Annotated in this window: 22 protein-coding genes; 12 read left to right on the forward strand and 10 right to left on the reverse strand. The window is 64.5% G+C overall.

Translation table 11 applies throughout. From position 1 onward, the window contains the following. Nucleotides 1–92: 92 nt before the first annotated feature. Nucleotides 93–818 (reverse strand): STAS/SEC14 domain-containing protein, encoded by a 726-nt coding sequence (locus KO516_RS19310; protein WP_216005429.1) that lies wholly within the window; start codon nucleotides 816–818, stop codon nucleotides 93–95. Between the two features lie 342 nt (nucleotides 819–1,160). On the opposite strand from KO516_RS19310, the gene KO516_RS19315 reads away from it, so the two are divergent. Both KO516_RS19315 and KO516_RS19320 read left to right on the forward strand, forming a co-directional pair. Continuing rightward, nucleotides 1,161–1,874 (forward strand): response regulator, encoded by a 714-nt coding sequence (locus tag KO516_RS19315; RefSeq protein ID WP_216005430.1) that lies wholly within the window; start codon nucleotides 1,161–1,163, stop codon nucleotides 1,872–1,874. Between the two features lie 66 nt (nucleotides 1,875–1,940). Continuing rightward, complete coding sequence (locus KO516_RS19320; RefSeq protein WP_216005431.1) at nucleotides 1,941–2,528, forward strand: hypothetical protein; 588 nt, start codon at nucleotides 1,941–1,943, stop codon at nucleotides 2,526–2,528. On the opposite strand, the gene KO516_RS19325 is transcribed toward KO516_RS19320, so the two are convergent. Then, nucleotides 2,525–2,767 (reverse strand): Lrp/AsnC family transcriptional regulator, encoded by a 243-nt coding sequence (locus KO516_RS19325; RefSeq protein ID WP_216005432.1) that lies wholly within the window; start codon nucleotides 2,765–2,767, stop codon nucleotides 2,525–2,527. The two genes, KO516_RS19320 and KO516_RS19325, sit on opposite strands and share 4 nt — an antisense overlap. A gap of 142 nt (nucleotides 2,768–2,909) precedes the next feature. Between KO516_RS19325 and hisB the strand changes: the two genes are divergently transcribed. After that, nucleotides 2,910–3,497, forward strand: coding sequence for an imidazoleglycerol-phosphate dehydratase HisB (gene hisB, locus KO516_RS19330; protein WP_216005433.1), 588 nt, complete (start codon nucleotides 2,910–2,912; stop codon nucleotides 3,495–3,497). Here the strand turns inward: hisB and KO516_RS19335 are convergent. From KO516_RS19335 to ileS, 4 genes are all read right to left on the reverse strand, one after another. Continuing rightward, complete coding sequence (locus KO516_RS19335) at nucleotides 3,494–5,008, reverse strand: acetyl-CoA hydrolase/transferase family protein (RefSeq protein ID WP_216005434.1); 1,515 nt, start codon at nucleotides 5,006–5,008, stop codon at nucleotides 3,494–3,496. The two genes, hisB and KO516_RS19335, sit on opposite strands and share 4 nt — an antisense overlap. Before the next feature lie 177 nt (nucleotides 5,009–5,185). After that, a complete protein-coding gene (locus tag KO516_RS19340; RefSeq protein ID WP_216005435.1) occupies nucleotides 5,186–6,436 on the reverse strand; it encodes a malonyl-CoA decarboxylase in 1,251 nt (416 codons plus the stop codon). 93 nt (nucleotides 6,437–6,529) lie between these two features. Continuing rightward, a complete protein-coding gene (gene cobA / locus KO516_RS19345) occupies nucleotides 6,530–7,291 on the reverse strand; it encodes a uroporphyrinogen-III C-methyltransferase (RefSeq protein WP_252737721.1) in 762 nt (253 codons plus the stop codon). 235 nt (nucleotides 7,292–7,526) lie between these two features. Next, nucleotides 7,527–10,448: an isoleucine--tRNA ligase gene (ileS, locus tag KO516_RS19350; protein ID WP_216005437.1), complete on the reverse strand. Its 2,922-nt coding sequence runs from the start codon at nucleotides 10,446–10,448 to the stop codon at nucleotides 7,527–7,529. Between the two features lie 423 nt (nucleotides 10,449–10,871). Between ileS and KO516_RS19355 the strand changes: the two genes are divergently transcribed. Further along, nucleotides 10,872–11,135, forward strand: a complete 264-nt coding sequence (locus tag KO516_RS19355; protein ID WP_216005438.1) for a hypothetical protein — start codon at nucleotides 10,872–10,874, stop codon at nucleotides 11,133–11,135. 266 nt (nucleotides 11,136–11,401) lie between these two features. Next, nucleotides 11,402–11,656, forward strand: coding sequence for a hypothetical protein (locus tag KO516_RS19360; protein ID WP_216005439.1), 255 nt, complete (start codon nucleotides 11,402–11,404; stop codon nucleotides 11,654–11,656). Nucleotides 11,657–11,729: 73 nt separating this feature from the next. On the opposite strand, the gene KO516_RS19365 is transcribed toward KO516_RS19360, so the two are convergent. Then, entirely contained in the window at nucleotides 11,730–12,530 is an 801-nt protein-coding gene (locus KO516_RS19365; RefSeq protein ID WP_216005440.1) for a response regulator, read from the reverse strand. Nucleotides 12,531–12,642: 112 nt separating this feature from the next. Between KO516_RS19365 and KO516_RS19370 the strand changes: the two genes are divergently transcribed. The 5 genes from KO516_RS19370 (at nucleotide 12,643) to KO516_RS19390 (ending at nucleotide 16,984) form a co-directional block, all read left to right on the forward strand. Further along, a complete protein-coding gene (locus KO516_RS19370; protein ID WP_216005441.1) occupies nucleotides 12,643–12,807 on the forward strand; it encodes a NepR family anti-sigma factor in 165 nt (54 codons plus the stop codon). Beyond that, nucleotides 12,804–13,358, forward strand: coding sequence for an RNA polymerase sigma factor (locus tag KO516_RS19375; protein ID WP_216005442.1), 555 nt, complete (start codon nucleotides 12,804–12,806; stop codon nucleotides 13,356–13,358). The genes KO516_RS19370 and KO516_RS19375 overlap by 4 nt, the downstream gene beginning before the upstream one ends. 128 nt (nucleotides 13,359–13,486) lie before the next feature. Then, a complete protein-coding gene (locus KO516_RS19380; RefSeq protein ID WP_216005443.1) occupies nucleotides 13,487–15,277 on the forward strand; it encodes a sensor histidine kinase in 1,791 nt (596 codons plus the stop codon). Then, complete coding sequence (locus KO516_RS19385; protein ID WP_216005444.1) at nucleotides 15,261–16,229, forward strand: amidoligase family protein; 969 nt, start codon at nucleotides 15,261–15,263, stop codon at nucleotides 16,227–16,229. The genes KO516_RS19380 and KO516_RS19385 overlap by 17 nt, the downstream gene beginning before the upstream one ends. Further along, the gene (locus KO516_RS19390) at nucleotides 16,226–16,984 is read left to right on the forward strand and encodes a gamma-glutamyl-gamma-aminobutyrate hydrolase family protein (RefSeq protein ID WP_371742114.1); all 759 of its coding nucleotides are present in this window, start codon (nucleotides 16,226–16,228) and stop codon (nucleotides 16,982–16,984) included. Before KO516_RS19385 ends, KO516_RS19390 begins: the two co-directional genes overlap by 4 nt. Before the next feature lie 120 nt (nucleotides 16,985–17,104). Here the strand turns inward: KO516_RS19390 and KO516_RS19395 are convergent, their stop codons facing one another. Beyond that, entirely contained in the window at nucleotides 17,105–17,791 is a 687-nt protein-coding gene (locus tag KO516_RS19395; protein ID WP_216005445.1) for an NAD-dependent deacylase, read from the reverse strand. 51 nt (nucleotides 17,792–17,842) lie between these two features. Between KO516_RS19395 and KO516_RS19400 the strand changes: the two genes are divergently transcribed. Then, nucleotides 17,843–18,295 (forward strand): low molecular weight protein-tyrosine-phosphatase, encoded by a 453-nt coding sequence (locus tag KO516_RS19400; RefSeq protein ID WP_216005446.1) that lies wholly within the window; start codon nucleotides 17,843–17,845, stop codon nucleotides 18,293–18,295. A 133-nt stretch (nucleotides 18,296–18,428) separates the two neighbouring features. After that, nucleotides 18,429–19,286, forward strand: a complete 858-nt coding sequence (locus KO516_RS19405; RefSeq protein ID WP_216005447.1) for a DUF1353 domain-containing protein — start codon at nucleotides 18,429–18,431, stop codon at nucleotides 19,284–19,286. Nucleotides 19,287–19,366: 80 nt separating this feature from the next. Here the strand turns inward: KO516_RS19405 and KO516_RS19410 are convergent, their stop codons facing one another. After that, on the reverse strand, nucleotides 19,367–21,010 hold the full coding sequence (locus KO516_RS19410; RefSeq protein WP_216005448.1) for a CTP synthase: 1,644 nt from the start codon (nucleotides 21,008–21,010) through the stop codon (nucleotides 19,367–19,369). 175 nt (nucleotides 21,011–21,185) lie between these two features. Then, nucleotides 21,186–21,557, reverse strand: a complete 372-nt coding sequence (gene secG, locus KO516_RS19415; RefSeq protein ID WP_216005449.1) for a preprotein translocase subunit SecG — start codon at nucleotides 21,555–21,557, stop codon at nucleotides 21,186–21,188. Nucleotides 21,558–21,559 lie beyond the last annotated feature (2 nt).

Consider the following 21,559-nt stretch of genomic DNA (forward strand, 5'->3'; position numbering starts at 1 on the left):
AATGCATCCTGACCCTAGCTGGGCCGATGCGAGGCAAGTCGCCGGGCGCGCCCCTACAGATCCGCTGACCCTGCAAGCCGGGCCGAAGAGGATCAGGCCAGAAGATCCGCCTTCGCGGTCTCGAACGCATCGGACGGATAGACTTGGGCGTCGACCCCCAGCAGCCTGCGCCCGACCCGTGCAGCGAGCCGCATCCAGGCGGCATCTGCGACGATCGCCGCCCGATCAACAAGCTGGCGATGATCGCGGATCATCCCCAGATGGGCGTCCAGCGCCGCAAGCCCCTGCCAGCCATCGAAATCGCGCAGGTCGAGAAGCAGGCGGAAACGGTCATTGCGGCGGATGAAGGCGTTCATATCCTCTGCCTCGCCGTCATAGGCCGCAGCGTCGAGCTTGCCCAGCAGCGAGACCTTGAGCACGCCGTCGCCCAGATCCTCCTGATGCAGCGCCCCAAGAGATTCGCGCAGCCAGCGGCGGGCGTCGTCTTCCTCGCCGGGGGCGAAGATCGCAACCGGGCAGGGGTATAGCGCCGAAAACCCCCGCACGAGCATATTGATGCTGCGCAGGCCGCAGACCATCGCCACGCGGTCGAACCCGTTCCAGTGGCGCAGCCCGAGCCGCGCATCCTCGAGCATCGCGTCAAACTCGTAGCCCTCGAAATCATCGGCGATGATGGCCAGTATGCGCACCCTGTCATTGGCCTCGATCGCGGCGTCCAGCGCGGGGGTCAGCACGTCTTCGTAATCGTCGTCGGTGATCTTGCCCGAAAGCCTGACCTCCATCGGCGTGGCACCCATCTGTGTCATGAGCTTGATCATGATCTCTTCCTCCTTGTTTGATATAGATGGGGATGACCCGCGCCGCGGCCAAGGCCCTGCGACACCATCACGCGCCGCACTTGTGCTGTGTTCTTAGGGGTTGTCGGGCTGTGCCATCGCACTAGCACCTGTGGCCGACGGGCTGCGCTCATGCCGATAACTGGCGGGTGTTTTGCAGTGCCGTGGCGGGCGCCGGGCAGCCTGTTTGCGCGCAGGCCGATCAAGCCCGCGCCGATTGTTGCGATGGGTCCTCGGGGGTTGTTCCCGCGTTAAGCTTGTGTTCACGCGCCCCGGTCTAGGCTCTGATCGTGAAGCGCGTGACACGAGGAGACCGCAGAAGCGATGCAGATAGCCGAATACGGGTGCCATGGGGAGGAACGCGGCGTTCCTCAGGCCCTGATCGTGGATGATGACGACGCCGACCGGTTCCGGCTCATCAGGATGTGCCGAAAGGCCGGTCTGGGATTTGACTTCCACGAGGCAGAGAGCCTGTCGAAGATGAGGGCGGCGATGGACACGCGCCGCTTTGACATCGCCTTTCTCGATTACCGGCTTGGGATCGACAGTGGGCAGGAGGCGCTTGCGGCGCTGCGCGCGCACCCTCTTCAGCGCGCTGCGATCGCGATCATGGTCACCAGCGTCGATCACCACGACGTGGTGATCGAGGCAATGCGCAACGGTTGCGACGATTATCTTGTCAAGGAAGAGCTGGGGCTCGACGCCATCCTCAGGGCGGTGGCGACTTCGTTCGAACGGCGGGTGATCCGCGTCAGGCGCGGCGAAAGCATCGCTCGGCGCGCTGACCTCGAAGAGCGGATCCGCCGCCTGGGCAGCGGCCTTGCCCCCGAGATGGAGGCGGTTCTGCAACAACTGTTCGGTCGGGTCTCGGCTGCGACGCTGCAAGAGGATGCCGGCCCATGGCGCCGCGATCATCACGACATGACCGAGATGTGCCTCAATGGGCTGACGGCCCTATCCGAAATCGAGGAGGTCTGTCGCTCAATGAGCGAACCGGACTGCGCAAAGGCGCTGCGGATCGCAGAAGGCGCGGTCTGACCGGAACGCCTGTATTGAGCGAGGCGCCTTGCGCGGCTATCGTGACCGCGCAAGACGGAGGCCGCCATGACCACGCGCATCGAGCAGATCCTCGCGCATATCGATGCGCTCTACGACGAGCTTGAAGACGAGATCGCGCAGCGCCGCGAGGCGTTTCGCTACCGGCTGGAAAAGGGCCGCGTGCGCTTTGAGGCCGAGGCCCGCCGCGTCCAGCGGGACGCCCGCATCGGGCTTGCGACCTTTCTGGTCCGCGCGCCGCTCTGGCATATCCTCACCGCACCGTTCATCTATGCGCTGATCGTGCCCTTCGTGCTGCTCGATGCCTTCGTCACGGTCTATCAGGCGGTGTGCTTTCGCGCCTATGGCATCCCCCGGGTGCGCCGGGGCGATCACATCCGCATCGACCGCCAGCATCTTGCCTATCTGAACGCCGTGCAGAAACTGAACTGCATGTTCTGCGGCTATTGCAACGGGCTGCTGTCCTACGTGACCGAGATCGCCTCGCGGACCGAGGCGTTCTGGTGCCCGATCAAGCACGCCGCGCGGGTGCGTGCGCCACATGCGCGCTATGCCCAGTTTCTCGATTATGGCGATGCCGAGGGGTTTCAGGCCGGGCTGGAGGCCGCGCGCAAGGCGATCAGAAAGCCAGACTAGAACGCCTTGAAGGTCAGCGTGGTCAGCGTGCGTTCGATGCCCGGCACGCCGGACACCAGCTCTTCGTTGATGAAATGGCCGATGTCCTGACCCTCAGGGATGTACAGCTTGACCAGCAGATCCCAGTCGCCCGAGGTGGAATACAGCTCGGAATGGAGTTCCTTGAGCGCGATCTGTTCGGCGACCTGATAGGGCGTGCCGGGGGTGCAGCGGATCTGGACGAAAACGCAGGTGGTCATGGCAATCTCCTTTGCGGGGCAAACTGGCACGGGGCGCTGGCCCCGGCAAGATGTCCTTGGCGGGGGCAGGGCGCGCGCCTATAAGCGGGCGCAAATCAGGCGGCGCGCCGACACAGGGGCGCGACAGATCAGGAGACCCGACATGCGTAAGGCCAGCATCGCCCGCAACACCGCCGAGACCGAGATCGAAGTCAGCGTCGATCTTGACGGCTCGGGCGCGTATGACATGCAGACCGGGGTCGGGTTTTTCGATCATATGCTCGACCAGCTGTCGCGGCATTCGCTGATCGATATGACGGTGCGCGCCAAGGGCGATACCCACATCGATGATCACCACACGGTCGAGGATACCGGCATCGCGCTGGGGCAGGCGCTGAGCCGCGCGCTTGGCGACAAGCGCGGCATCCGGCGCTATGGCGCCTGTCTGCTGGCGATGGATGATGCGCAGATTCGCTGCGCGCTCGATCTGTCGGCGCGGCCGTTCTTCATCTGGAACGTCGAGATTCCAACCCAGAAGATCGGCACCTTCGACACCGAGCTGGCGCGCGAGTTCTTTCAGGCGCTGTCGACCCATGGCGGCATCACGCTGCACATCGACATGCTGCACGGGTTCAATTCCCACCACATCGTCGAGGCAACGTTCAAAGCCGTCGCCCGCGCCTTGCGCGAGGCGGTGGAACCCGACCCGCGCAAGCTTGATGCGATCCCCTCGACCAAGGGTGCGCTTTAACGCATCGTACCAGTGTCGATGAAGCGCTGGTGCCAGCTCAGCGCCTCACCCGGCAGCGAGGGCGCGTGTTTGCCAAAGCTGCCGCTCAGCGCGCGGGCGTAGTAATCATGGAGCGCATCGCGGTAATCGGGGTGGGCGCAGCGCTCGATGATCAGCTGCGTGCGTTGCTTGGGCGCAAGGCCGCGCAGATCGGCCAGTCCCTGTTCGGTGACGATCACATGCACGTCCTGCGCGATGTGATCCACATGCGACGCCTGCGGCACGATGGCCGAGATATTGCCGCCCTTGGCAATCGACGGCGTCATGAAGATCGACACATAGGCGTTGCGGGCGAAATCCCCCGAGCCGCCGATGCCATTCTGGATGCGCGAGCCCATGACCTGGGTTGAATTGACGTTGCCGTAGATGTCGGCCTCGATCAGCCCGTTCATCGCGATGCAGCCCAGTCGGCGCACCAGTTCGGGGTGGTTGGAGATCTCCTGCGGGCGCAGGATCAGCTTTCTGGCATAGCGCGCGGCGTCGTTGTTGAACCGCTCTGCCGCGTCGGGCGACAGCGAAAACGCCGTGGCCGATGCCATGCGCAGCTTGCCCGCATCCAGCAGGTCGAGCATGCCGTCCTGAATGACCTCGGTATAGGCGGTCATGTCGTGGTAAGGGGCGTCCATCAGCCCCGAGAGCACGGCGTTTGTCACATTGCCCACGCCCGATTGCAGCGGCAGCAGATTGGCGGGCAGGCGGCCTTGCGCGACTTCGTGGGCGAAGAACTCCAGCAGGTGGCCGGCGATGGCATTGGCCACCGCGTCGGGCTTGGCGAAGGGCAGGTTGCGGTCGGGCGCATCGGTTTCGACCACGGCGACCACCTTGGCCGGATCGACCGTGAAATGCGGCTGCCCGATGCGATCATCAGGACGGACCAGCGGGATCGGCACCCGGTGCGGCGGCAGCGCCGTGCCGTAGTAGATGTCGTGCATCCCGTTCAGCGCGCCAGATTGCCAGCGGTTAAGTTCAAGGATCACCCTGTCGGCCCGGTCGAGCCACGTCTTGTTGTTGCCGATCGACGACGACGGGATCAGCGCGCCCTCGGCGGTGATGCCGGAAATCTCGACCACCGCCACGTCGAGCGGGCCAAGAAAGCCCTGCCACGCCATCGGCGCGACCTGACTTAGATGCATGTCGAAATAGTTCATCTCGCCAGAGTTGATCTTTTCCCGGGCGATCGGGTCGGAGTTATAGGGCAGGCGCAGTTCGATGCCGTCGGCCTTGGCCAGCGCGCCGTCCAGTTCCGGCCCGGTCGAGGCCCCCGTCCAGACCTTGACCCGGAAGGGATCGCCAGCGGCATGGGCAGCCTCGATCCGCGCGGCCAGCGCGGTGGGCACCGATTTGGGATAGCCCGAGCCGGTAAAGCCGCTCATGCCGACGGTCATGCCATTGTGGATCAGGGCGGCGGCGTCTTCGGCGCTCATGATCTTGCTGCGGAAGTCGGGGTTCTGGATGCGGGCGTGCAGGGTCATGGCTCCTCCGGGCTACGGCCTTGCGACATATTCTGTCGTGTCAAGGCCGGACTGCGCTCATATGCTGCGCAGTATTTACGCAGTTATGCCCGGCGGCGACCAGATGTCGATGGGACCAGCAGAACGGGTATTCCTAAAACGCATAGCTTATCGCAAAAGCCTTGCGTAAGGCGCATATCAGGCCATGATACGCTTTTCGAACCCCGCCGCCTGCGCGCGCACCGGTTGCGCCGCCTTGACCTCACGGGTTTCGGCGTAAGCGTCGTGGTATCTCTCGAATTTGGACAAATCGTAAAGGTAGTTGACCATCACCCCGCCGGATTGCCTCAGCCCGTTTTCCGACAGATCTGCGCCCGGGTGCACCGCCTGAATCCGCGCGCCGTTGCCAAGGTGAAAGCGCGCGACCGGATCGACCGGTTGGCCGTCGGGGCGTTTGGCGTTCAGCAGGTAATGCGCGGCGAGCATTGCCATGGCCCTGTCATCCTGCGCATCGCAAGCGATGGATTGCGCGGCGAGCCAGCGCATCAGTCCCGGGATCGGCGAGAGCGTGACAAAGGTCTTCAGCCCGGGCAGCGCGGAGCTGATATCGCCGACCACCTGCTTGATCAGCGAATTGCCGAACGAGATCCCCGCCAGCCCCGGCTGACAATTCGAGATCGAATAGAACACTGCGGTATCGGCGTCTTCGGGCGGCATCGGGGCGCGGTCTTCGGCCAATAGCCGCTGGATCGAGCCGGGAATGCCCTTGGTCAGCGCCACCTCGACAAAGATCAGCGGCTCGTCGGGCATCGCGGGGTGGAAAAACGCGAAACAGCGCCGGTCGGTCGGTTGCAGGCGGCGGCGCAGGTCGGACCAGCTGTGAATGGCGTGGACCGCCTCGTAGGCGATGATCTTTTCAAGGATATGCGCCGGGCTTTCCCAGCTGATCGGGCGCAGCACCAGAAAGCCGCGGTTGAACCAGCTGCGCAGCAGGTGGCGCATATCGACATCCAGTTGCTGAAGCGTCGCATCGCCCGCGCCCAGCCGCAGCAGGTCGGCGCGCATGCGCACCAGCATTTCGGTGGCGCCGGGCACGGCGTTGAAGCGGCGCATAAGCTCCATCCGGGGCGGTTCGCAGGCGGCGGTGACGGCACGGTAGCTGCGGCCCGAGGGATCGGATTCGAACCCGTCGAGCGCCGCGCGCAGGGCGGGAATGTTCAGCGTGTAGGTCTCGGCGAGGTGGTGGAAGAACGCCAGCTTCGCGGCGTCGTCCATTTCGGCAAAGCGCTGCAGGATGCGCGTTGCAAGCCACAGCTGCGCGGTTTCCGAGGTGGCGGCGGCAAGGTCTCTGACCAGCGCCTCGGTGCTGCGCGGGTCGCGCCGCAAGATCGGCCCGATCAGGGCGCGGCGTTCAAAGACGGTGGACAGCAGATCGGCGAACAGCGACATTGGGGCCTCCGCAGGCAATGGCTGCCAAAAAGATCGGCTGTTGCGCGGCGCAAATCAATCCTGCGCTGCGCGCCGCTGCCAATGGTTGCGCTGTCAGGCGGCGATAATGCGCGCCGCGCCCGACAGGGCGGCCGCCAGCGACTTGGGGTAGCGGATGAACAGGATCGCCGGATTCTGCACGCCCTGTTCCGCGATGCTTTGCGACAGCTGGCCCAGCGTGGTCTGCACATGCCGCTCGCTTGGCGTGCTGGCGCGCTCGACGATGTCGACGGGGCAGGCGGCGGGGGCCCCGGCGGCGAGCAGATCGGCCTGCACCTCGGCCGCGCGCTGCACCGCCATGTAGAACGCCATCGAGGTGCCGGGATAGGCCAGCCGCGCGCGGTCGGGCGCAGCATCGCCGGGGCGCGCGGTGCCGGTGGTCAGGATGAGGCTGTCGGTCTCGCCGCGTTCGGTCAACGGCGTGGCGATCGAGGCGGCAGCGGCCGAGGCGGCGGTGACACCGGGAACGATCTCGACCTCGATACCGGCGGCGCGGGCGGCGGCGATCTCTTCGCAGGCGCGTCCGAACACCGACGGATCGCCGGATTTCAGCCGCACCACGCGCAGGCCCAGTTTCGCCTTGGCAACGATCAGCCGGTCGATGCGCCCCTGCGGCCATGCGCAGCGCCCGACCTCCTTGCCGACATAAATCCGCTCGGCTCCGGTCCGGGCCAAATCGACGATCGCTGGATCGACAAGGCGGTCGTACAGCACCACATCCGCATCCTTGATGCGGCTATGGGCGCGCAGGGTCAGCAGATCGAGCGCGCCGGGTCCGGCGCCGACAAGGGCGATATGGCCAGTCTTGCGAGTCATGATCATGGCTCCGATGCAGGGGTCCAAACACAAAAAAAGCCGCCGACACGTCGCGGTTTGGCGACGGATCGAGCAGCCTTGCTCATTTTCCCAAAAGTGGGTCTCCGGCGCCGTTGCCGGATAGCGTTAATCTTGCCTTGGCCGGGGGCACGTCGGCAAGCTCTTTTGCGCGTCAACGGTGCAAATCGGGGCAACCGCGGCAAATCTTCGCCGCGGCTGCATGTTTGTTGGGCGATCAGCTTAGGGCGTCGTCGCAGCGTGCACAGGTCGCGGGGTGCGTGTGGCAGCCCACATCCGGCAGGATCTTCCAGCAGCGCTGGCATTTCTGGCCGCTCGCCTTTTCGAACACCACACCGACGCCGGGAACTTCCGCCATGCGGAACGCCTCGGCCGGGGCTGGATCGGCGGTCAGGGTGATTGCCGAGGTGATGCACAGATCCTCGAAGGCAACCGATTTGAGCGCCTCTAGCATGGCGGCATCCTCGACATGCACCACCGGCGCCGCCTCAAGCGAGGCGCCGATGACCTTGTCCGTGCGCTGGATTTCCAGCGCGGCGGTGACGACGCGGCGGGCGGCGCGCACCTTGGCCCATTTGTCGGCCAGCGCCGGGTTCAGCCAGTCGCCCGGCGTTTCGGGGAAGTCCTGCAGATGCACCGAGCTGTCATCGCCGGGGAAGCGGTCGAGCCAGACGTCTTCCATGGTGAAGGGCAGCACCGGGGCAAGCCATGTGACAAGGCGGTGGAACAGCAGGTCCATCACCGTACGCGCGGCGCGGCGGCGCGCGGTGTCGCCATCGCAATAGAGCGCATCCTTGCGGATGTCGAAATACACCGCCGACAGATCAATGGTGCAGAAGTGGAACACCGCGCTGAACACCTTCTGGAAGTCAAAGCTGCGGTAGCCCTCGCGCACCTGCGTGTCGAGCTCGGCAAGCCGGTGCAGCACCCATTGTTCCAGCTCGGGCATGTCTTTCGCATCCACCCGGTCGGCTTCGGTGAAATGCCCCAGCGCGCCCAGCATGAAGCGCAGGGTGTTACGCAGGCGGCGGTAGCCGTCGGCGGTGCCCTTGAGGATCTCCGGCCCGATGCGCTGATCGGCGGTGTAATCGGCCTGCGCCACCCACAGGCGCAGGATGTCGGCGCCGTATTGTTTCACCACGTCCTCGGGGGCGATGGTGTTGCCGAGCGATTTGGACATCTTGTTGCCCTTCTCGTCCAGCGTGAAGCCATGCGTCACCACGTTGCGATAGGGCGCGCGGCCCATGGTGCCACAGCCCTGAAGCATCGAGGAATGGAACCAGCCGCGATGCTGGTCGGTGCCCTCCATATAGACATCTGCGATGCCATCCGCCGTGCCGTCGGGCCGGTCGCGCAGCACAAAGGCGTGGGTCGAACCGGAATCGAACCACACATCCAGCACGTCGAACACCTGATCGTAGTCGTCGGGGTTGGCGGCATCACCGATGAACCGTTCCTTGGCACCGTCCTTGTACCACGCATCCGCGCCCTCGGCCTCGAACGCCTCGGCGATGCGGGCGTTGACCGACGCATCGCGCAGCAGGAAATCGGGGTCGGTGGGCAGGGTGTCTTTCTTGACGAAACAGGTGAGCGGCACGCCCCACGCCCGCTGGCGTGACAGCACCCAGTCGGGCCGGGTTTCGATCATCGAATACAGCCGGTTGCGCCCGGTCTGCGGCGTGAACTTTACTAGGTTGTCGATGGAATGCAGCGCGCGTTCGCGGATGGTGGTGCCGTATTGATCCTGCCCGTCGCCCACGGCGCGGTCGATGCTGGCGAACCATTGCGGCGTGTTGCGGAAGATCACCGGCGCCTTGGAGCGCCACGAATGCGGGTAGGAATGTTTCACCCGGCCACGCGCGATGATGCCGCCCGCCTCGACCAGCTTGGCGATGACGGCGGAGTTGGCCTTGCCTTCCTTGCCCTTGCGGTCGAACACCTGAAGCCCGGCGAAGAACGGCACATGCGGCAGGAATTCGGACTCCTCGCCAACGTTGTGGGTCATCCGGTCGATCCAGTTGCGCTTGACGAAGCATTCGTAGTCATCGGCGCCGTGGCTGGGCGCGGTGTGCACAAAGCCGGTGCCCGCGTCGTCGGTGACATGATCGCCGTCGATCATCGGCACGTCGTAATCCCAGAAGCCATCCGCGCCGTCGATCCCGGCGAAGGGGTGCGCCATGACCAGCCCAGCGAGATCCTCGGCGCTCACGTCATGAAGACGACGATACATGCCCGGCTCGAGCCGCGCCTTGCCAAGCGTGTCCTCGGCCAGCGCGTCTGCCAGAAGGTAGCGCTCGCCGATCCGGCACCAGCATTCCTCCGGGCGGCCGGTGATCTCGTAGGCGCCGTAGGACACTTTGGGGTTGTAGGCGACGGCCTTGTTGGACGGGATGGTCCAGGGGGTCGTCGTCCAGATCACCGCCTTGTAATCCTTGAGCGGGCCATCGGAGACCACCTTGAACGGCACCCAGATCGTGTGGCTCTGGTGGTCGTGGTATTCGATCTCGGCCTCGGCCAGCGCGGTCTTTTCGACCGGCGACCACATCACGGGTTTCGATCCCTGATACAGCGTGCCGGTCATCAGGAATTTCATGAATTCCTCGGCGATGACGCGTTCGGCGTGGAAGTTCATCGTCAGGTAAGGATCGGCCCAGTTACCGGTGATGCCAAGGCGCTTGAATTCCTCGCGCTGGATGTCGATCCAGCCCTCGGCGAACTTGCGGCATTCCTGCCGGAAATCGACAACCGGAACGTCGTCCTTGTTCTTACCCTTCTTGCGGTACTGCTCTTCGATCTTCCATTCGATGGGAAGACCGTGGCAATCCCAGCCCGGAACATAGCGCGCCTCGTGCCCCATCATCTGGTGGGAGCGCACGATCATGTCCTTGATCGTCTTGTTCAGCGCGTGGCCGATATGCAGGTGGCCATTCGCATAGGGCGGGCCGTCGTGCAGGGTGAACGGCGTGCGCCCGGCGGCTTTTTCGCGCAGGCGGTCGTAGATGCCGAGCTTCTCCCAGCGGGCAAGCCATTCCGGCTCGCGCTTGGGCAGGCCAGCGCGCATCGGAAAGTCGGTTTTCGGAAGGTTCAGCGTGTCTTTGTAGTCAGGCACGGCGGAGGTGTCGGTGGTGTCGGCGCACATGATTTGCGGTCCCGGGGTCTGGAAGTCTGCGATTGGGTGTGTGCGGCGCGCGGCTTGCATACGCCTTGTCCCGGCGGCTCGTGTGATCAGAGCGCCGGGCAGGTAATTCGAATGAGGATCTCGGTACGGCCCATCATGGGCGGCGTTATAGGCGCGGCGCAAAGATTGGTCCAGTGCCCGCGCCATCGGCGGAAAGGGCGCTTGATGGCGGTGATTTGCGCAAGGTTTCGCCGGTTCCGCCCATGCCGCAACGCGGCGCGGCGGAGCGGCGCCCATGCGGCAGGGCGATTTGGGCGGGCGCTCGCCGGACACGGGAGCCTGCGGCGATACAGGGATACCGACGGCGTCTTTCGTGGTTAGCTTTGTACAAGCGCCGGACACAGCCGGCACATCCAAGACCAACCTGACAAGAGGAGAAACGACATGGCCTATTTCGATGAACGCAAGAACGTTTCCGATGCCTATCGCGCACAGGTCGAAAATGACACGCCCGCCCGCCCGCCCGAGGCCCGCAAGGGCCGGGGTGGGGTGGTCGGCTGGATCGTGGCCGCCCTTGTGGTGGCAGGGCTTGCCATCGGCATCGGCAGCCTTGGCGACGATGACGCCGGCGGCGCGCCGCCTGCTATGGCACCGGCCGACAACAGCGTCGTGCCCGATGCGCCGCCCGTGACCGCACCCACCGAGTGATGACACACCCCGCCGCGACGTCCCCGCCGAAAGATCGGCAGCCACTCACGGGAAAACAGGCCAGCGCGGCGGCCGCCGGGGGCGCATCGGCGCCTCCGGCAGGCGGGGTTTCCGGCCCGGATGTGGCATATTTCGTTCAGCATGGGCAGAATGCTGCGCATGTTGTGTCTCTCTTCAAGATTCTGAAAGACAATAGCATCGGAAAGGCGCATCACATCCGTGTTGCGCCAAGTACCTGTCTTCACAGTCCAGCATCGAGCTGCCAGATGTCCCCGAATACCCAAGACCTCCCCCATGGTGCCATGCCCTGCCAAGCCAGCACCGTGACGCCCGAAAGGGTGCCAAGCGACCAGTTTTCCACGGAAAACGCCACGATCAGCGACCTAAGCCGTCTTGATCGGGTGGCGGGCATCGTGTTCGCAGTTCTGCTTGCCCTTGCCGGGCTGGTACTAACTGACATGCTGACCTCGTCCGATGAACTGGCCAACGATCCGCCGCCAGAGAACATTGCCAGCCAATAGGCCGGGCCTGCGATCTTGCGCAGGCAAACGCCGCGACTCCTTTCGGAGGCGCGGCGCTGTCGCGTCGTCTGGCTCAGGCCCTCAGCGTCTCGGTTGACGAGAAGAACATCGCCTGACTGACCGCCGAGCGCACCTGATCTTCGGAATAGGGCTTGGAGATCAGGAAGGCCGGTTCCGGGCGTTCACCGGTCAGCAGCCGTTCGGGGAAGGCGGTGATGAAGATCACCGGCCGGTCGCCGAGCGCCTTGAGGATGTCGTTCACCGCGTCGATGCCCGAGGAATTGTCTGCCAGCTGAATGTCGGCGAGAACAAGATCGGGGGTCTCCTTGGCCGCAAGCTCGACCGCGGCGGCGCGGGTGCGGGCAACGCCGGTCACCTTGTGGCCCAGTTCGGAGACGATGCTTTCAAGGTCCATGGCGATGATCGCCTCGTCCTCGATGATCAGCACGCGCCCGGTCACGGCATCGGCCATTTCCTGACGGGCAAGCGTCACCAGCTGTTCGGCTTCTGCGGTGTCGATCTGCATGATCTCGCCCACTTCGGGCAGCTCGAATTCCTCGATCGAATGCAGCAGTAGTGCTTCGCGGCTGTTGGTGGTCAGCTTTGACAGACGCGCCTGCGCCTTGGCGGCGGCGGCCTCGTTCTCATCCACCACCGGCGCCCCGGTGCTGACCCATATGCCGTGGAAAACCTTGAACATCCCGACCTTTGGCGAGGACGCTTCGGAGGCAGCGCTGCGGTCGGCGAGGATCGCCTCCAGCGTGGCGGCCGCATAGTTGTCGCCGGTGCTTTGGCTGCCAGTCAGCGCCCGCGCGTACCGACGAAGATAAGGAAGCGCTGTCCCAATGGCCTGACTCAGGTCACCCGTTGCCATGTCTCAATCCTTTTTCGATTTTTTCGGGAACCAAACGCTCCCATGGTGCATTTGTTCCCGCATGAGGTCAAAATAGTGCCAGATCGCAGCGGAAAAAAGAGCAAGGAACGAAATGGGTCATAAGCGGAGCAAAGACAATGGATCCGAGGTCATCGACGAAAACCTGAAGCGCGTCTACCAGGACATGCTTGATGAGAAGGTGCCTGACCGTTTCCTCGATCTGATTGCACAGTTGAAATCGCTGGACGATGCGCCGAGCGAGGACACAGCCAAATGAGTGCTGATCCCCGTGACGAGATCGTACAGCATCTTCCGGCCCTGCGCGCCTTTGCGCTGTCGTTGACGCGCAACGGCGCGGTGGCAGATGACATGGTGCAGGACACGCTGGTCAAGGCGTGGTCGAAGATTGCCAGTTTCGAGCCCGGCACCAACATGCGCGCCTGGCTGTTTACCATCTTGCGCAACACCTATTATTCGAACCGCCGCAAGGCGGGGCGCGAAGTGTCTGACGCCGAGGGGATCTTTACCGAGAGCCTGTCGGAAAAGCCCGCACATGACGGGCGTCTGCAACTGGCCGACTTCCGCCGTGCCTTTGTGAAACTGACCGATGAACAGCGCGAAGCGCTTATCCTTGTTGGCGCGCAGGGATTTTCGTATGAAGAAGCCGCCGAGACCTGCGGCGTTGCGGTGGGCACCATCAAGAGCCGGGTCAACAGGGCCCGTGCGCGACTTGCAGAGTTGCTCCAGCTTGACGATCACGACAAGCTCGAGATGACGGATCAGGCGACCATGGCCGTTGTGTCGGGATCACGACTGACGGCACGATAGCCGCCCCCTGCTTCGTATGTACCGAAGCAGAGCAAAGCAAAAGCGCCGCAAGATTTGGCGCAACATATGGATTACGACGACCGTGCCCGAAGCATCCGGGATCGGCAGAAAATTACGGGCAGGTGAAGATGACCGATACTGTGCCGCGCATGCGTCCGCTTGGCCTCGCAGCGCGGATGATCCTGTTCCTGACGCTTGCGCTTGTGCCGATCGGGGTTGTCGCTTGGTTTCAGACGACGAAGCTGCAGGAGGAAACCCGGCTGCGCTCGCAGCTGTCGCTGGTGGCGCTGACCGAGGCCGCGGCGCTGGACGAGCGCGAAACCGTGCTGCGCGCGCAGGGCGGCGCTCAGGCGCTTGGCGCGACGCTTGGGCTTGATCTGTTCGGCCCGGATGGCGCGGATAACGTCGAAACCTGTTCAAGCCGGCTTGCATCCTATCTTTCCGCCTCGCCGGGCTATTCCTTTGCCGGCCTGATGACCGTGGATGGCCGCATTCCCTGCACCTCGACCGGCGGCGCGCTGGATCTGGCGGATTTTCCGCGCCTGCAAGAGCTTTTGGAAAACCCCGGCGCTGCGGCCTGGCTGAACCGGAACGGGCCGATCAGCCAGCGCTCGGTGATCGTCGTAGCAGAGCCTTTCTATGTCGAAGGCGAACTGGCCGGACATGTGCTGCTGTCGGTGCCGTCGGCCTTGCTGCCGCTTGCCGCTGATGCGGACGGCATCGCGCCCCCTTATGTCGATATTGTCACCATCAATGCGAAGGGCCACATCCTGTCGTCGCGCCGCGGGGTCAATCAGGTCGAAGGGCTGCTTCCGGCGGATCTCGACCTTGCCAGCCTCATCGGCGCCAAACCGCAGAGCTTTGCCGCGCGCAGTCAGGACGGCGCGACGCGGGTCTATGCCGCCGCGCCGCTGGTGCCCGGCATGGTCAGCGCTATCGGTATCTGGAGTCGGGACAACGACGAGGCGCAGGCGATTTCCGTCAGCGGCTTTGCCCGCGCGCTGCCGCTGCTGATGTGGGGCGCATCGGTGATCGTGGCCTTCCTTGCGGTGAACCGGCTGGTGATCCGGCACATCAAGGTGCTTTCGCGCCGAATGCGCATCTTCGCCCGCACCCGCCGCGTGCCCGAAACCCGCGCCAGCCGCGAAATGCCATCGGAACTGGCCGACATGGAGGATGATTTCCTCGACATGGCCGATGCGATCCTGCGCGACGAGGCCCAGCAGGAAAACGCCCTGCGGGAAAAGACCATCCTGCTCAAGGAAGTGCACCACCGGGTCAAGAACAACCTTCAGCTCATCTCGTCGATCATGAACATGCAGATCCGCGGCTCGCGCGAGCCCGAGACGCGCTTTGTGTTGCAGCGTCTGCAGGACCGCATCCGCAGTCTGGCGACGATCCACCGCAATCTCTATCAGACCGAGGATCTGGGCCATGTCGATGCTGGCACGCTGCTGGCGGATCTGGTCGAGCAGATGACGCAGCTGGCCGAGATCAACGGCGCGCCGGTGAGTGTCGACACCGAGTTGCAACAGATCGAGGCGGTGCCGGATCAGGCGGTGCCCCTGTCGCTGCTGACCGCCGAGGCGCTGACCAATGCGCTGAAATACGGCGCACCGGAGCAGGGGGCAGATCACGCCCGCGTGCTGGTGCGTTTCAGCCGCGACGGCAGCGGTCGTGCCGTGCTGGAAATCGCCAATACCACGCCGCCCGAAGGCACGCCCCAGCCCGAAAAGGTTGCAGGGGAACCGACGGGGCTGGGGACGCGTTTGATCCATGCCTTCGCGACCCAGATCGGCGGAGCGCTGGAGGAGGGGCACGAAGACGGTCTTTTCGTGGTGCGCGTGCGCTTCCAGCTCAAAGCGTTTGAACATGACGAAACCACTCCGACACGGGTGCCCGATGTCCCGAACTTCTGAACCACCGGCCCTGAAGGCCTTGCCAAGCCCGCTGAACGCCGATGGCGTCCGGCGCAAGGTCGGGATCGAGGTCGAATTTTCGGGTCTCGACGAGGATCGCGTGGCGCAGATCCTGTGCGACGTTCTGGGCGGCACGCCACGGCAGGAACACCGAGGCCGCTGGGAAGCGCAGGGCACGGCGCTTGGCGATTTCGAGGTCTATCTCGACAGCCGTCCGCTCAACAAGCTCGATGACAATATGCTGACACGCCAGCTGCGCGACGCGGCGCGATCCGTGGTGCCGGTCGAGATCGTCAGCCCCCCGATCGAAGTCGAGCAGATCGCCGATCTTGACCGTGCCTTGCTGGCCTTGGCCGAGGCGGGGGCAACCGGGACCAGCAGCGGCGTTCTGCTGGGCTTTGGCGTGCATTTCAACCCCGAAGCGGTGTCGCTGACATTTGGGGATATCGCGCCGGTGCTCACGTCTTATGCGTTGATCGAAGATCACATCCGCCGGGTGGCCGGGATCGACCTGTCGCGCCGCTTGCTGCCATGGGTCGATCCGTACCCGAGGGCGCTGATCGACAAGCTGGCCTCGCATCGCGCGCCCAAGCATATGCATGAGCTGATCGAGACCTATCTCGAACTGTCGCCGTCGCGCAATCACGGGCTCGACATGCTGCCGCTGTTCACCATGATCGACGAGGCGCGCGTGGCGCGAGCGATGGACATGGAACAGATCGGCAAGCGCCCGACCTATCACTGGCGCCTGCCGGATTGCCGCATCGACGAAGCGGACTGGTCGCTGGCGCGCGAATGGAACCGCTGGGTGCTGGTCGAACAGGTGGCCGCCGACACCAGCCTGCTGCGCCGGTTGCGCGCGGCTTGGCGCGATCATCGTGCCTCGCTGACCTCTCTACGCCATGACTGGGCCGGAACGGTGGCACGGATGCTGCGCGAGGCGGGCCTGTGACGTCACGGCCACTGATCGGGGTGACCGTGTCGCGCAAATCCGGCTGGCGGGTGTTTCCACTGATGAAGCTGGCGATCTGGCTTGCTGGCGGGCGGGCGCTGCGCTGGCAGGCCGGGTATCGCACCGTCGATCTTGACGCGGTGGATGGCGTGGTCATCGGCGGCGGCGACGATATTGCGCCCACCTTATATGGCGGAGAGCTGCGCGTTGGCGTCCGGCTGGACCCGGCGCGCGACGCGCTGGAACAATCGGTGCTGCGCGGGGCGTTTGATCGTGGCCTGCCGATCCTCGGGATCTGCCGAGGCTCGCAGATGCTGAACGTGGTGCTGGGCGGCACGCTGCATCAGGATGCCTACGAGGTCTATCAGGGCAGCCGTTATGTGCGCACCGTGCTGCCGCGCAAACGGGTACTGATCGAGGGCGAATCGTTGCTATCGCGCTCGGCCAAGGCGTCGTGCATCTACGTCAACGCGCTGCATTCGCAGGCGGTGGATGTTCTGGGGCAGGGGCTGCGCGTGGCCGCCCGCGACGAAGGCGGCATGGTGCAGGCAATCGAGCGGATGTCCGACCCGTTTGCGCTTGGGGTGCAGTGGCACCCGGAACATCTTGTCTACCGGCGGGCGCATCGACGCCTGTTCCGCTCGCTGGTGGCGGCGGCGCGGGCCGAGCGCAGCGCGGGCGGTGACGCCCAGCTTGACGCGGCGCGCCAAGAGGCGCGCGAGGACGATGCGCGGCGCGAAAGACTGTGGGGCTGACGCGGGGCTTGGATTACGTGATGTGCGCAGCCCGTTTCTAACGGTGGGCAGTTCCCAGCCCGTCATGCGGGCCTACCATGGCTGTGCATCCCACGGCGCGGGGGCCGATGGCAGCCATCCTTACAACAGCGTCTCGACCCAGCTAGGCACCACCTTGCTGGCCGGTCCGATTAGGTGATCTTCGAAGGCATGGCTGCTGTCGCTGTCGCGCAGGTTCATCTCGATTGTCCGGGCACCCGCGTAGCGCGCCTGTTGCACAAAGCCCGCAGCCGGGTAGACCTGCCCCGAGGTGCCGATGGCGGCAAAGAGATCGCAGCCCAGCAGGTGATCTTCGATCTGTTCCATGAAATAGGGCATCTCGCCGAACCAGACGATGTCGGGCCGCCCGGCACCAGCGCCGCAGGCGGGGCAAGGCTCACCGGGAGCCATCACCAGCGGCGCGCCCCAGCGATGCCCGCAGGCGGCGCAAAGCGCCGAGGCCAGCGCCCCGTGCATATGGATCACCTCTGCCCCCGCCGCCTCGTGCAGCGCGTCAACGTTCTGGGTGACGATGACCACCTCGCCGGAAAACTCCCGCTGCAACCGCGCCAGCGCCAGATGCGCCGCATTCGGTTGCGCCTTGGCCGCCTCGGCGCGGCGCATGTTGTAAAAGCGGTGCACCAGCGCCGGGTCCTTGGCAAAGCCTTCGGGCGTGGCCACGTCTTCGATGCGGTGCTGAGCCCAGAGCCCGCCTTCGTCGCGAAACGTGCCCAGCCCGCTTTCCGCTGAAATGCCTGCCCCGGTCAGGATCACGATCTTTTCGGCCATGCTTTTCTCCGTAGCGACGACAGGTTAGGCTGACACTCAGGGAGGCCCGCCATGGCACAGAGTATCCTTTTCGTCTGTCTCGGCAATATCTGCCGCTCGCCCTCGGCCGAGGCGGTGTTGCGGCACTTGGCACAGGCGCGCGGCCTTGATCTGACCATCGACAGCGCCGGTACTGGGGACTGGCATGTCGGAGAGCCGCCCTATGGCCCGATGCAGGCCGCCGCCGCCGCGCGGGGTTACGATCTGTCGGGGTTGCGGGCGCGGCAGGTGTCGCCGCAGGACTTTCACAGCTTCGATCTGGTGATCGCGATGGACGCCAGCAATATGTCGAACCTGCGCCGTATCCAGCCGCAAGGGGCGCGGGCCATATTGCGGTTGTTCATCGATTTTGCCCCGCACAGTGGCCAGTCCGAGGTGCCCGACCCCTATTTCACCCGCGATTTCGACGCCGCGCTGGATCTGGTCGAAGAGGCGGCGCAGGGGCTTCTGGCCCAGCTCCAATAGGCCGCGCGCGTCCCATCCTATGCGCTGCGTCAGCCGACTTGATCGGTGACGGGAACCGGGACTTGAAGGCAAAGCGGTTGGGCGGCAGTATGGGTGTATTCAATCGCCCATTCTCAACCTGCGGAATATTGCCATGACACGTTTCCAGCTCTTTGGGCTGATACCCGCTGTGCTTTGCGCCGCAAGCGCCTGTGCCCCGACGCAGCAGGCGATCGATGATGTGGACGCGCTGTCGCAAATCACCTGTGCCACGCAACGCGCCAACTGCGCCTATCTGGGCAGCCCGGTCAAGGTGAGCGGCGCACCAATCACCCTGCCAAGCCGTCCCTACGAGTTCTTCCGCATGAGCGCGCCGATGCAATTTCGCGATGCGCGGGGGCGCACATGGGTCGCGCCCTCGGGCACGCTGACCGACGGGGCGTCGATCCCGCCGATCTTCGTGTCGATCGTCGGCGAACCGAGAGCGCCGGAATATGCCAATGCTGGCGCCCTGCACGACGCCTATTGTGGCATCGGAAACGAAGGCGGGCTGATGTATCACGAGGCCCGCTGGCAGGATGTGCACCGCATGTTCTTTGACGGGCTGATCGCCTCGGGCACGCCCGAGCGGCGCGCCATGGTGATGTTTGCGGCGGTCTGGCTGGGTGGGCCGCGCTGGCAGTATCGCGACGATCTGGCGCGCATGCCGGTGCCGGTGATGCAACGGGCCATGCGCGATGCTCGCGATTATATCGAGCGCGACGAGCCGTCCTTTGCCGAGCTGATGCGCTATCTGCGCCGGCTGGAAAGCCGCGTCCTGCGCCAGAACGCCGAATATGCTCGTGAGCGGTTTGGCGACGACCATCGCATCGTGCCTAGGGATCAGCCCGAGGACGAAGAGCCGGGCAGCATCCCCGAAGAAAACAGCCCGGACATCACGCCCGAAGAAAACCCGCCCTCTGACACATTCGAAACCGATGGCGAGACCACCGACCAGTCCGCGCCGGGTTAGGGCAAAGATCCTGCCGCGCAAAACGCAAACGGCGCGGCCCTCTGTGCAAGGCCGCGCCGTCGTTACGCTGCGGGGTGGTCTCAGACCAGCCGCGACACCTCTTTGGCCGCGCGCACGAAATCGCGGAACAGCGGGTGCGGGGCAAAGGGCTTGGATTTCAGCTCGGGGTGGAACTGCACGCCGATGAACCACGGATGATCGGGCCATTCCACGATCTCGGGCAGGCGACCGTCGGGCGACATGCCCGAGAAACGCAGCCCGCATTCCTCAAGCGCCTTGCGGTACTTGATGTCGACCTCGTAGCGGTGACGGTGGCGCTCGTCGATGGTTTTGCGTCCGTAGACCGAGGCCACCTTCGATCCTTCGGTCAGCACCGCGTCATAGGCGCCAAGGCGCATGGTGCCGCCCTTGTCATCAGCGACCGAGCGGTTGACCCGCTGGTTGCCCTGTACCCATTCCTTGAGATGGTAAACCACCGGCTCGAAGCGCTTTTCGCCCTTTTCATGGTCGAATTCCTCGGATCCGGCCTTGGCGACGCCAGCGACGTTGCGCGCCGCCTCGATCACCGCCATCTGCATGCCAAGGCAGATGCCCAGATAAGGGATCTTGTGTTCGCGCGCGTATTGCGCCGCCTTGATCTTGCCCTCGGTGCCGCGCTCGCCAAAGCCGCCGGGCACGAGGATCGCATCGTATTTTTCCAGATAGGGCGCGGGGTCTTCGCGTTCGAACAGCTCGGCATCGACCCATTTGAGCTTGACCTTGACCCGGTTCGCCATGCCGCCATGGGTCAGCGCCTCGGCGATCGACTTATAGGCATCTTCGAGCTGGGTGTATTTGCCGACGATGGCGACGTTAACCTCGCCCTCGGGGTTGTGGATGCGCTCGGAGACATCTTCCCACTTGGCAAGATTGGGTCGCGGGGCGGGGTGGATCTGGAACGCGTCCAGCACCGCCTGGTCCAGCCCTTCGCGGTGATAGGCCAGCGGCGCGTCGTAGATCGAGCTCAGATCCTGCGCGGCGACCACGCAATCGGGGCGCACGTTGCAGAACAGCGCAAGCTTTTCGCGTTCCTTCTGCGGGATCGGCCCTTCGGAGCGGCACACGAGGATATCGGGCGCAAGGCCGATGCTGCGCAGTTCCTTGACGCTATGTTGCGTCGGCTTGGTCTTCAGCTCGCCCGACGCCTTGATGAAGGGCAGCAGGGTCAGGTGCATGAACAGGCACTGGCCGCGCGGGCGATCCTGCGCGAACTGGCGGATCGCCTCGAAAAACGGCAGGCCCTCGATGTCGCCGACGGTGCCGCCGATCTCGCAAAGCATGAAATCGACCTCGTCATCGCCGATCGACAGGAAATCCTTGATCTCGTTGGTGACGTGCGGAATCACCTGAATCGTCTTGCCAAGGTAATCGCCGCGCCGCTCTTTCTCGAGCACGTTGGTATAGATCCGCCCCGACGAGATGGAATCGGTCTTGCGCGCCGAAACGCCGGTGAAGCGTTCGTAATGGCCAAGATCAAGGTCGGTTTCCGCGCCATCGTCGGTCACGAAGACCTCGCCATGCTCGAAGGGCGACATCGTGCCCGGATCGACGTTGAGATAAGGGTCGAGCTTGCGCAGGCGCACCGAATATCCACGCGCCTGAAGCAGCGCGCCAAGCGCGGCGGATGCAAGACCCTTGCCGAGCGAAGAAACGACGCCGCCGGTGATGAAGATGTAACGTGCCATGTCAGGCCGACCCCGTGAATGTCTGCATTGGATGAACACCCGCAGCCCGATTAGGCCGCAGTATCACGGGAGTCCATGTATAAGAGATTCGCAACGCAAAGTCCATACGACCGCAAGATACTGTTGCGGCGCGGCGCGCGGCCCTCAAGCTGTTGTATTGATGGTGTAGCGCGCCTTAGTCGGCGCGCGGAACCAGCGGTGCGTCGGCATCTGCGCCACTCGCGGAGGGCGGCGGCAGAAGCGCGTCAGTGTCAAGCGTGCCGTCTGCGGCGGGCTCTTGCGTGCTCGCGCCGCCGGTCAGCCGGTCCATGACCGAGATGCCAGAGGCTTCCTGCGCGGCAAGCACGGTCAGCGTCAGCGAGGTCACGATGAAGGCTGCTGCAAGGATCCAGGTCACTTTGCCCATGGCGGTCGCCGCGGCGCGCTGGCTCATGGCGCCGCCGCCGCCACCCATGCCGAGCCCGCCCCCTTCGGAGCGCTGAAGCAGCACCACGCCGATCAGAGACAGCGAGAGGATGAGATGGACGATAAGGATGACGTTTTGCATGG

It is taken from the genome of Citreicella sp. C3M06, assembly GCF_018860705.1.
In the GTDB taxonomy this organism is placed as follows: Bacteria; Pseudomonadota; Alphaproteobacteria; order Rhodobacterales; family Rhodobacteraceae; genus Salipiger.

Coding starts and splice junctions, on each gene's coding strand:
- KO516_RS19340 (WP_216005435.1), bottom strand. CDS start 6,436: ATGTCGCTGTTCGCCGATCTGCTGTCCACCGTCTTTGAACGCCGCGCC.
- KO516_RS19405 (WP_216005447.1), top strand. CDS start 18,429: ATGACACGTTTCCAGCTCTTTGGGCTGATACCCGCTGTGCTTTGCGCC.
- KO516_RS19400 (WP_216005446.1), top strand. CDS start 17,843: ATGGCACAGAGTATCCTTTTCGTCTGTCTCGGCAATATCTGCCGCTCG.
- KO516_RS19335 (WP_216005434.1), bottom strand. CDS start 5,008: ATGACCCTGCACGCCCGCATCCAGAACCCCGACTTCCGCAGCAAGATC.
- cobA (WP_252737721.1), bottom strand. CDS start 7,291: ATGACTCGCAAGACTGGCCATATCGCCCTTGTCGGCGCCGGACCCGGC.
- secG (WP_216005449.1), bottom strand. CDS start 21,557: ATGCAAAACGTCATCCTTATCGTCCATCTCATCCTCTCGCTGTCTCTG.
- KO516_RS19365 (WP_216005440.1), bottom strand. CDS start 12,530: ATGGCAACGGGTGACCTGAGTCAGGCCATTGGGACAGCGCTTCCTTAT.
- KO516_RS19315 (WP_216005430.1), top strand. CDS start 1,161: ATGCAGATAGCCGAATACGGGTGCCATGGGGAGGAACGCGGCGTTCCT.
- hisB (WP_216005433.1), top strand. CDS start 2,910: ATGCGTAAGGCCAGCATCGCCCGCAACACCGCCGAGACCGAGATCGAA.
- KO516_RS19370 (WP_216005441.1), top strand. CDS start 12,643: ATGGGTCATAAGCGGAGCAAAGACAATGGATCCGAGGTCATCGACGAA.
- ileS (WP_216005437.1), bottom strand. CDS start 10,448: ATGTGCGCCGACACCACCGACACCTCCGCCGTGCCTGACTACAAAGAC.
- KO516_RS19410 (WP_216005448.1), bottom strand. CDS start 21,010: ATGGCACGTTACATCTTCATCACCGGCGGCGTCGTTTCTTCGCTCGGC.
- KO516_RS19385 (WP_216005444.1), top strand. CDS start 15,261: ATGTCCCGAACTTCTGAACCACCGGCCCTGAAGGCCTTGCCAAGCCCG.
- KO516_RS19395 (WP_216005445.1), bottom strand. CDS start 17,791: ATGGCCGAAAAGATCGTGATCCTGACCGGGGCAGGCATTTCAGCGGAA.
- KO516_RS19380 (WP_216005443.1), top strand. CDS start 13,487: ATGACCGATACTGTGCCGCGCATGCGTCCGCTTGGCCTCGCAGCGCGG.
- KO516_RS19325 (WP_216005432.1), bottom strand. CDS start 2,767: ATGACCACCTGCGTTTTCGTCCAGATCCGCTGCACCCCCGGCACGCCC.
- KO516_RS19310 (WP_216005429.1), bottom strand. CDS start 818: ATGATCAAGCTCATGACACAGATGGGTGCCACGCCGATGGAGGTCAGG.
- KO516_RS19360 (WP_216005439.1), top strand. CDS start 11,402: ATGTCCCCGAATACCCAAGACCTCCCCCATGGTGCCATGCCCTGCCAA.
- KO516_RS19355 (WP_216005438.1), top strand. CDS start 10,872: ATGGCCTATTTCGATGAACGCAAGAACGTTTCCGATGCCTATCGCGCA.
- KO516_RS19320 (WP_216005431.1), top strand. CDS start 1,941: ATGACCACGCGCATCGAGCAGATCCTCGCGCATATCGATGCGCTCTAC.
- KO516_RS19375 (WP_216005442.1), top strand. CDS start 12,804: ATGAGTGCTGATCCCCGTGACGAGATCGTACAGCATCTTCCGGCCCTG.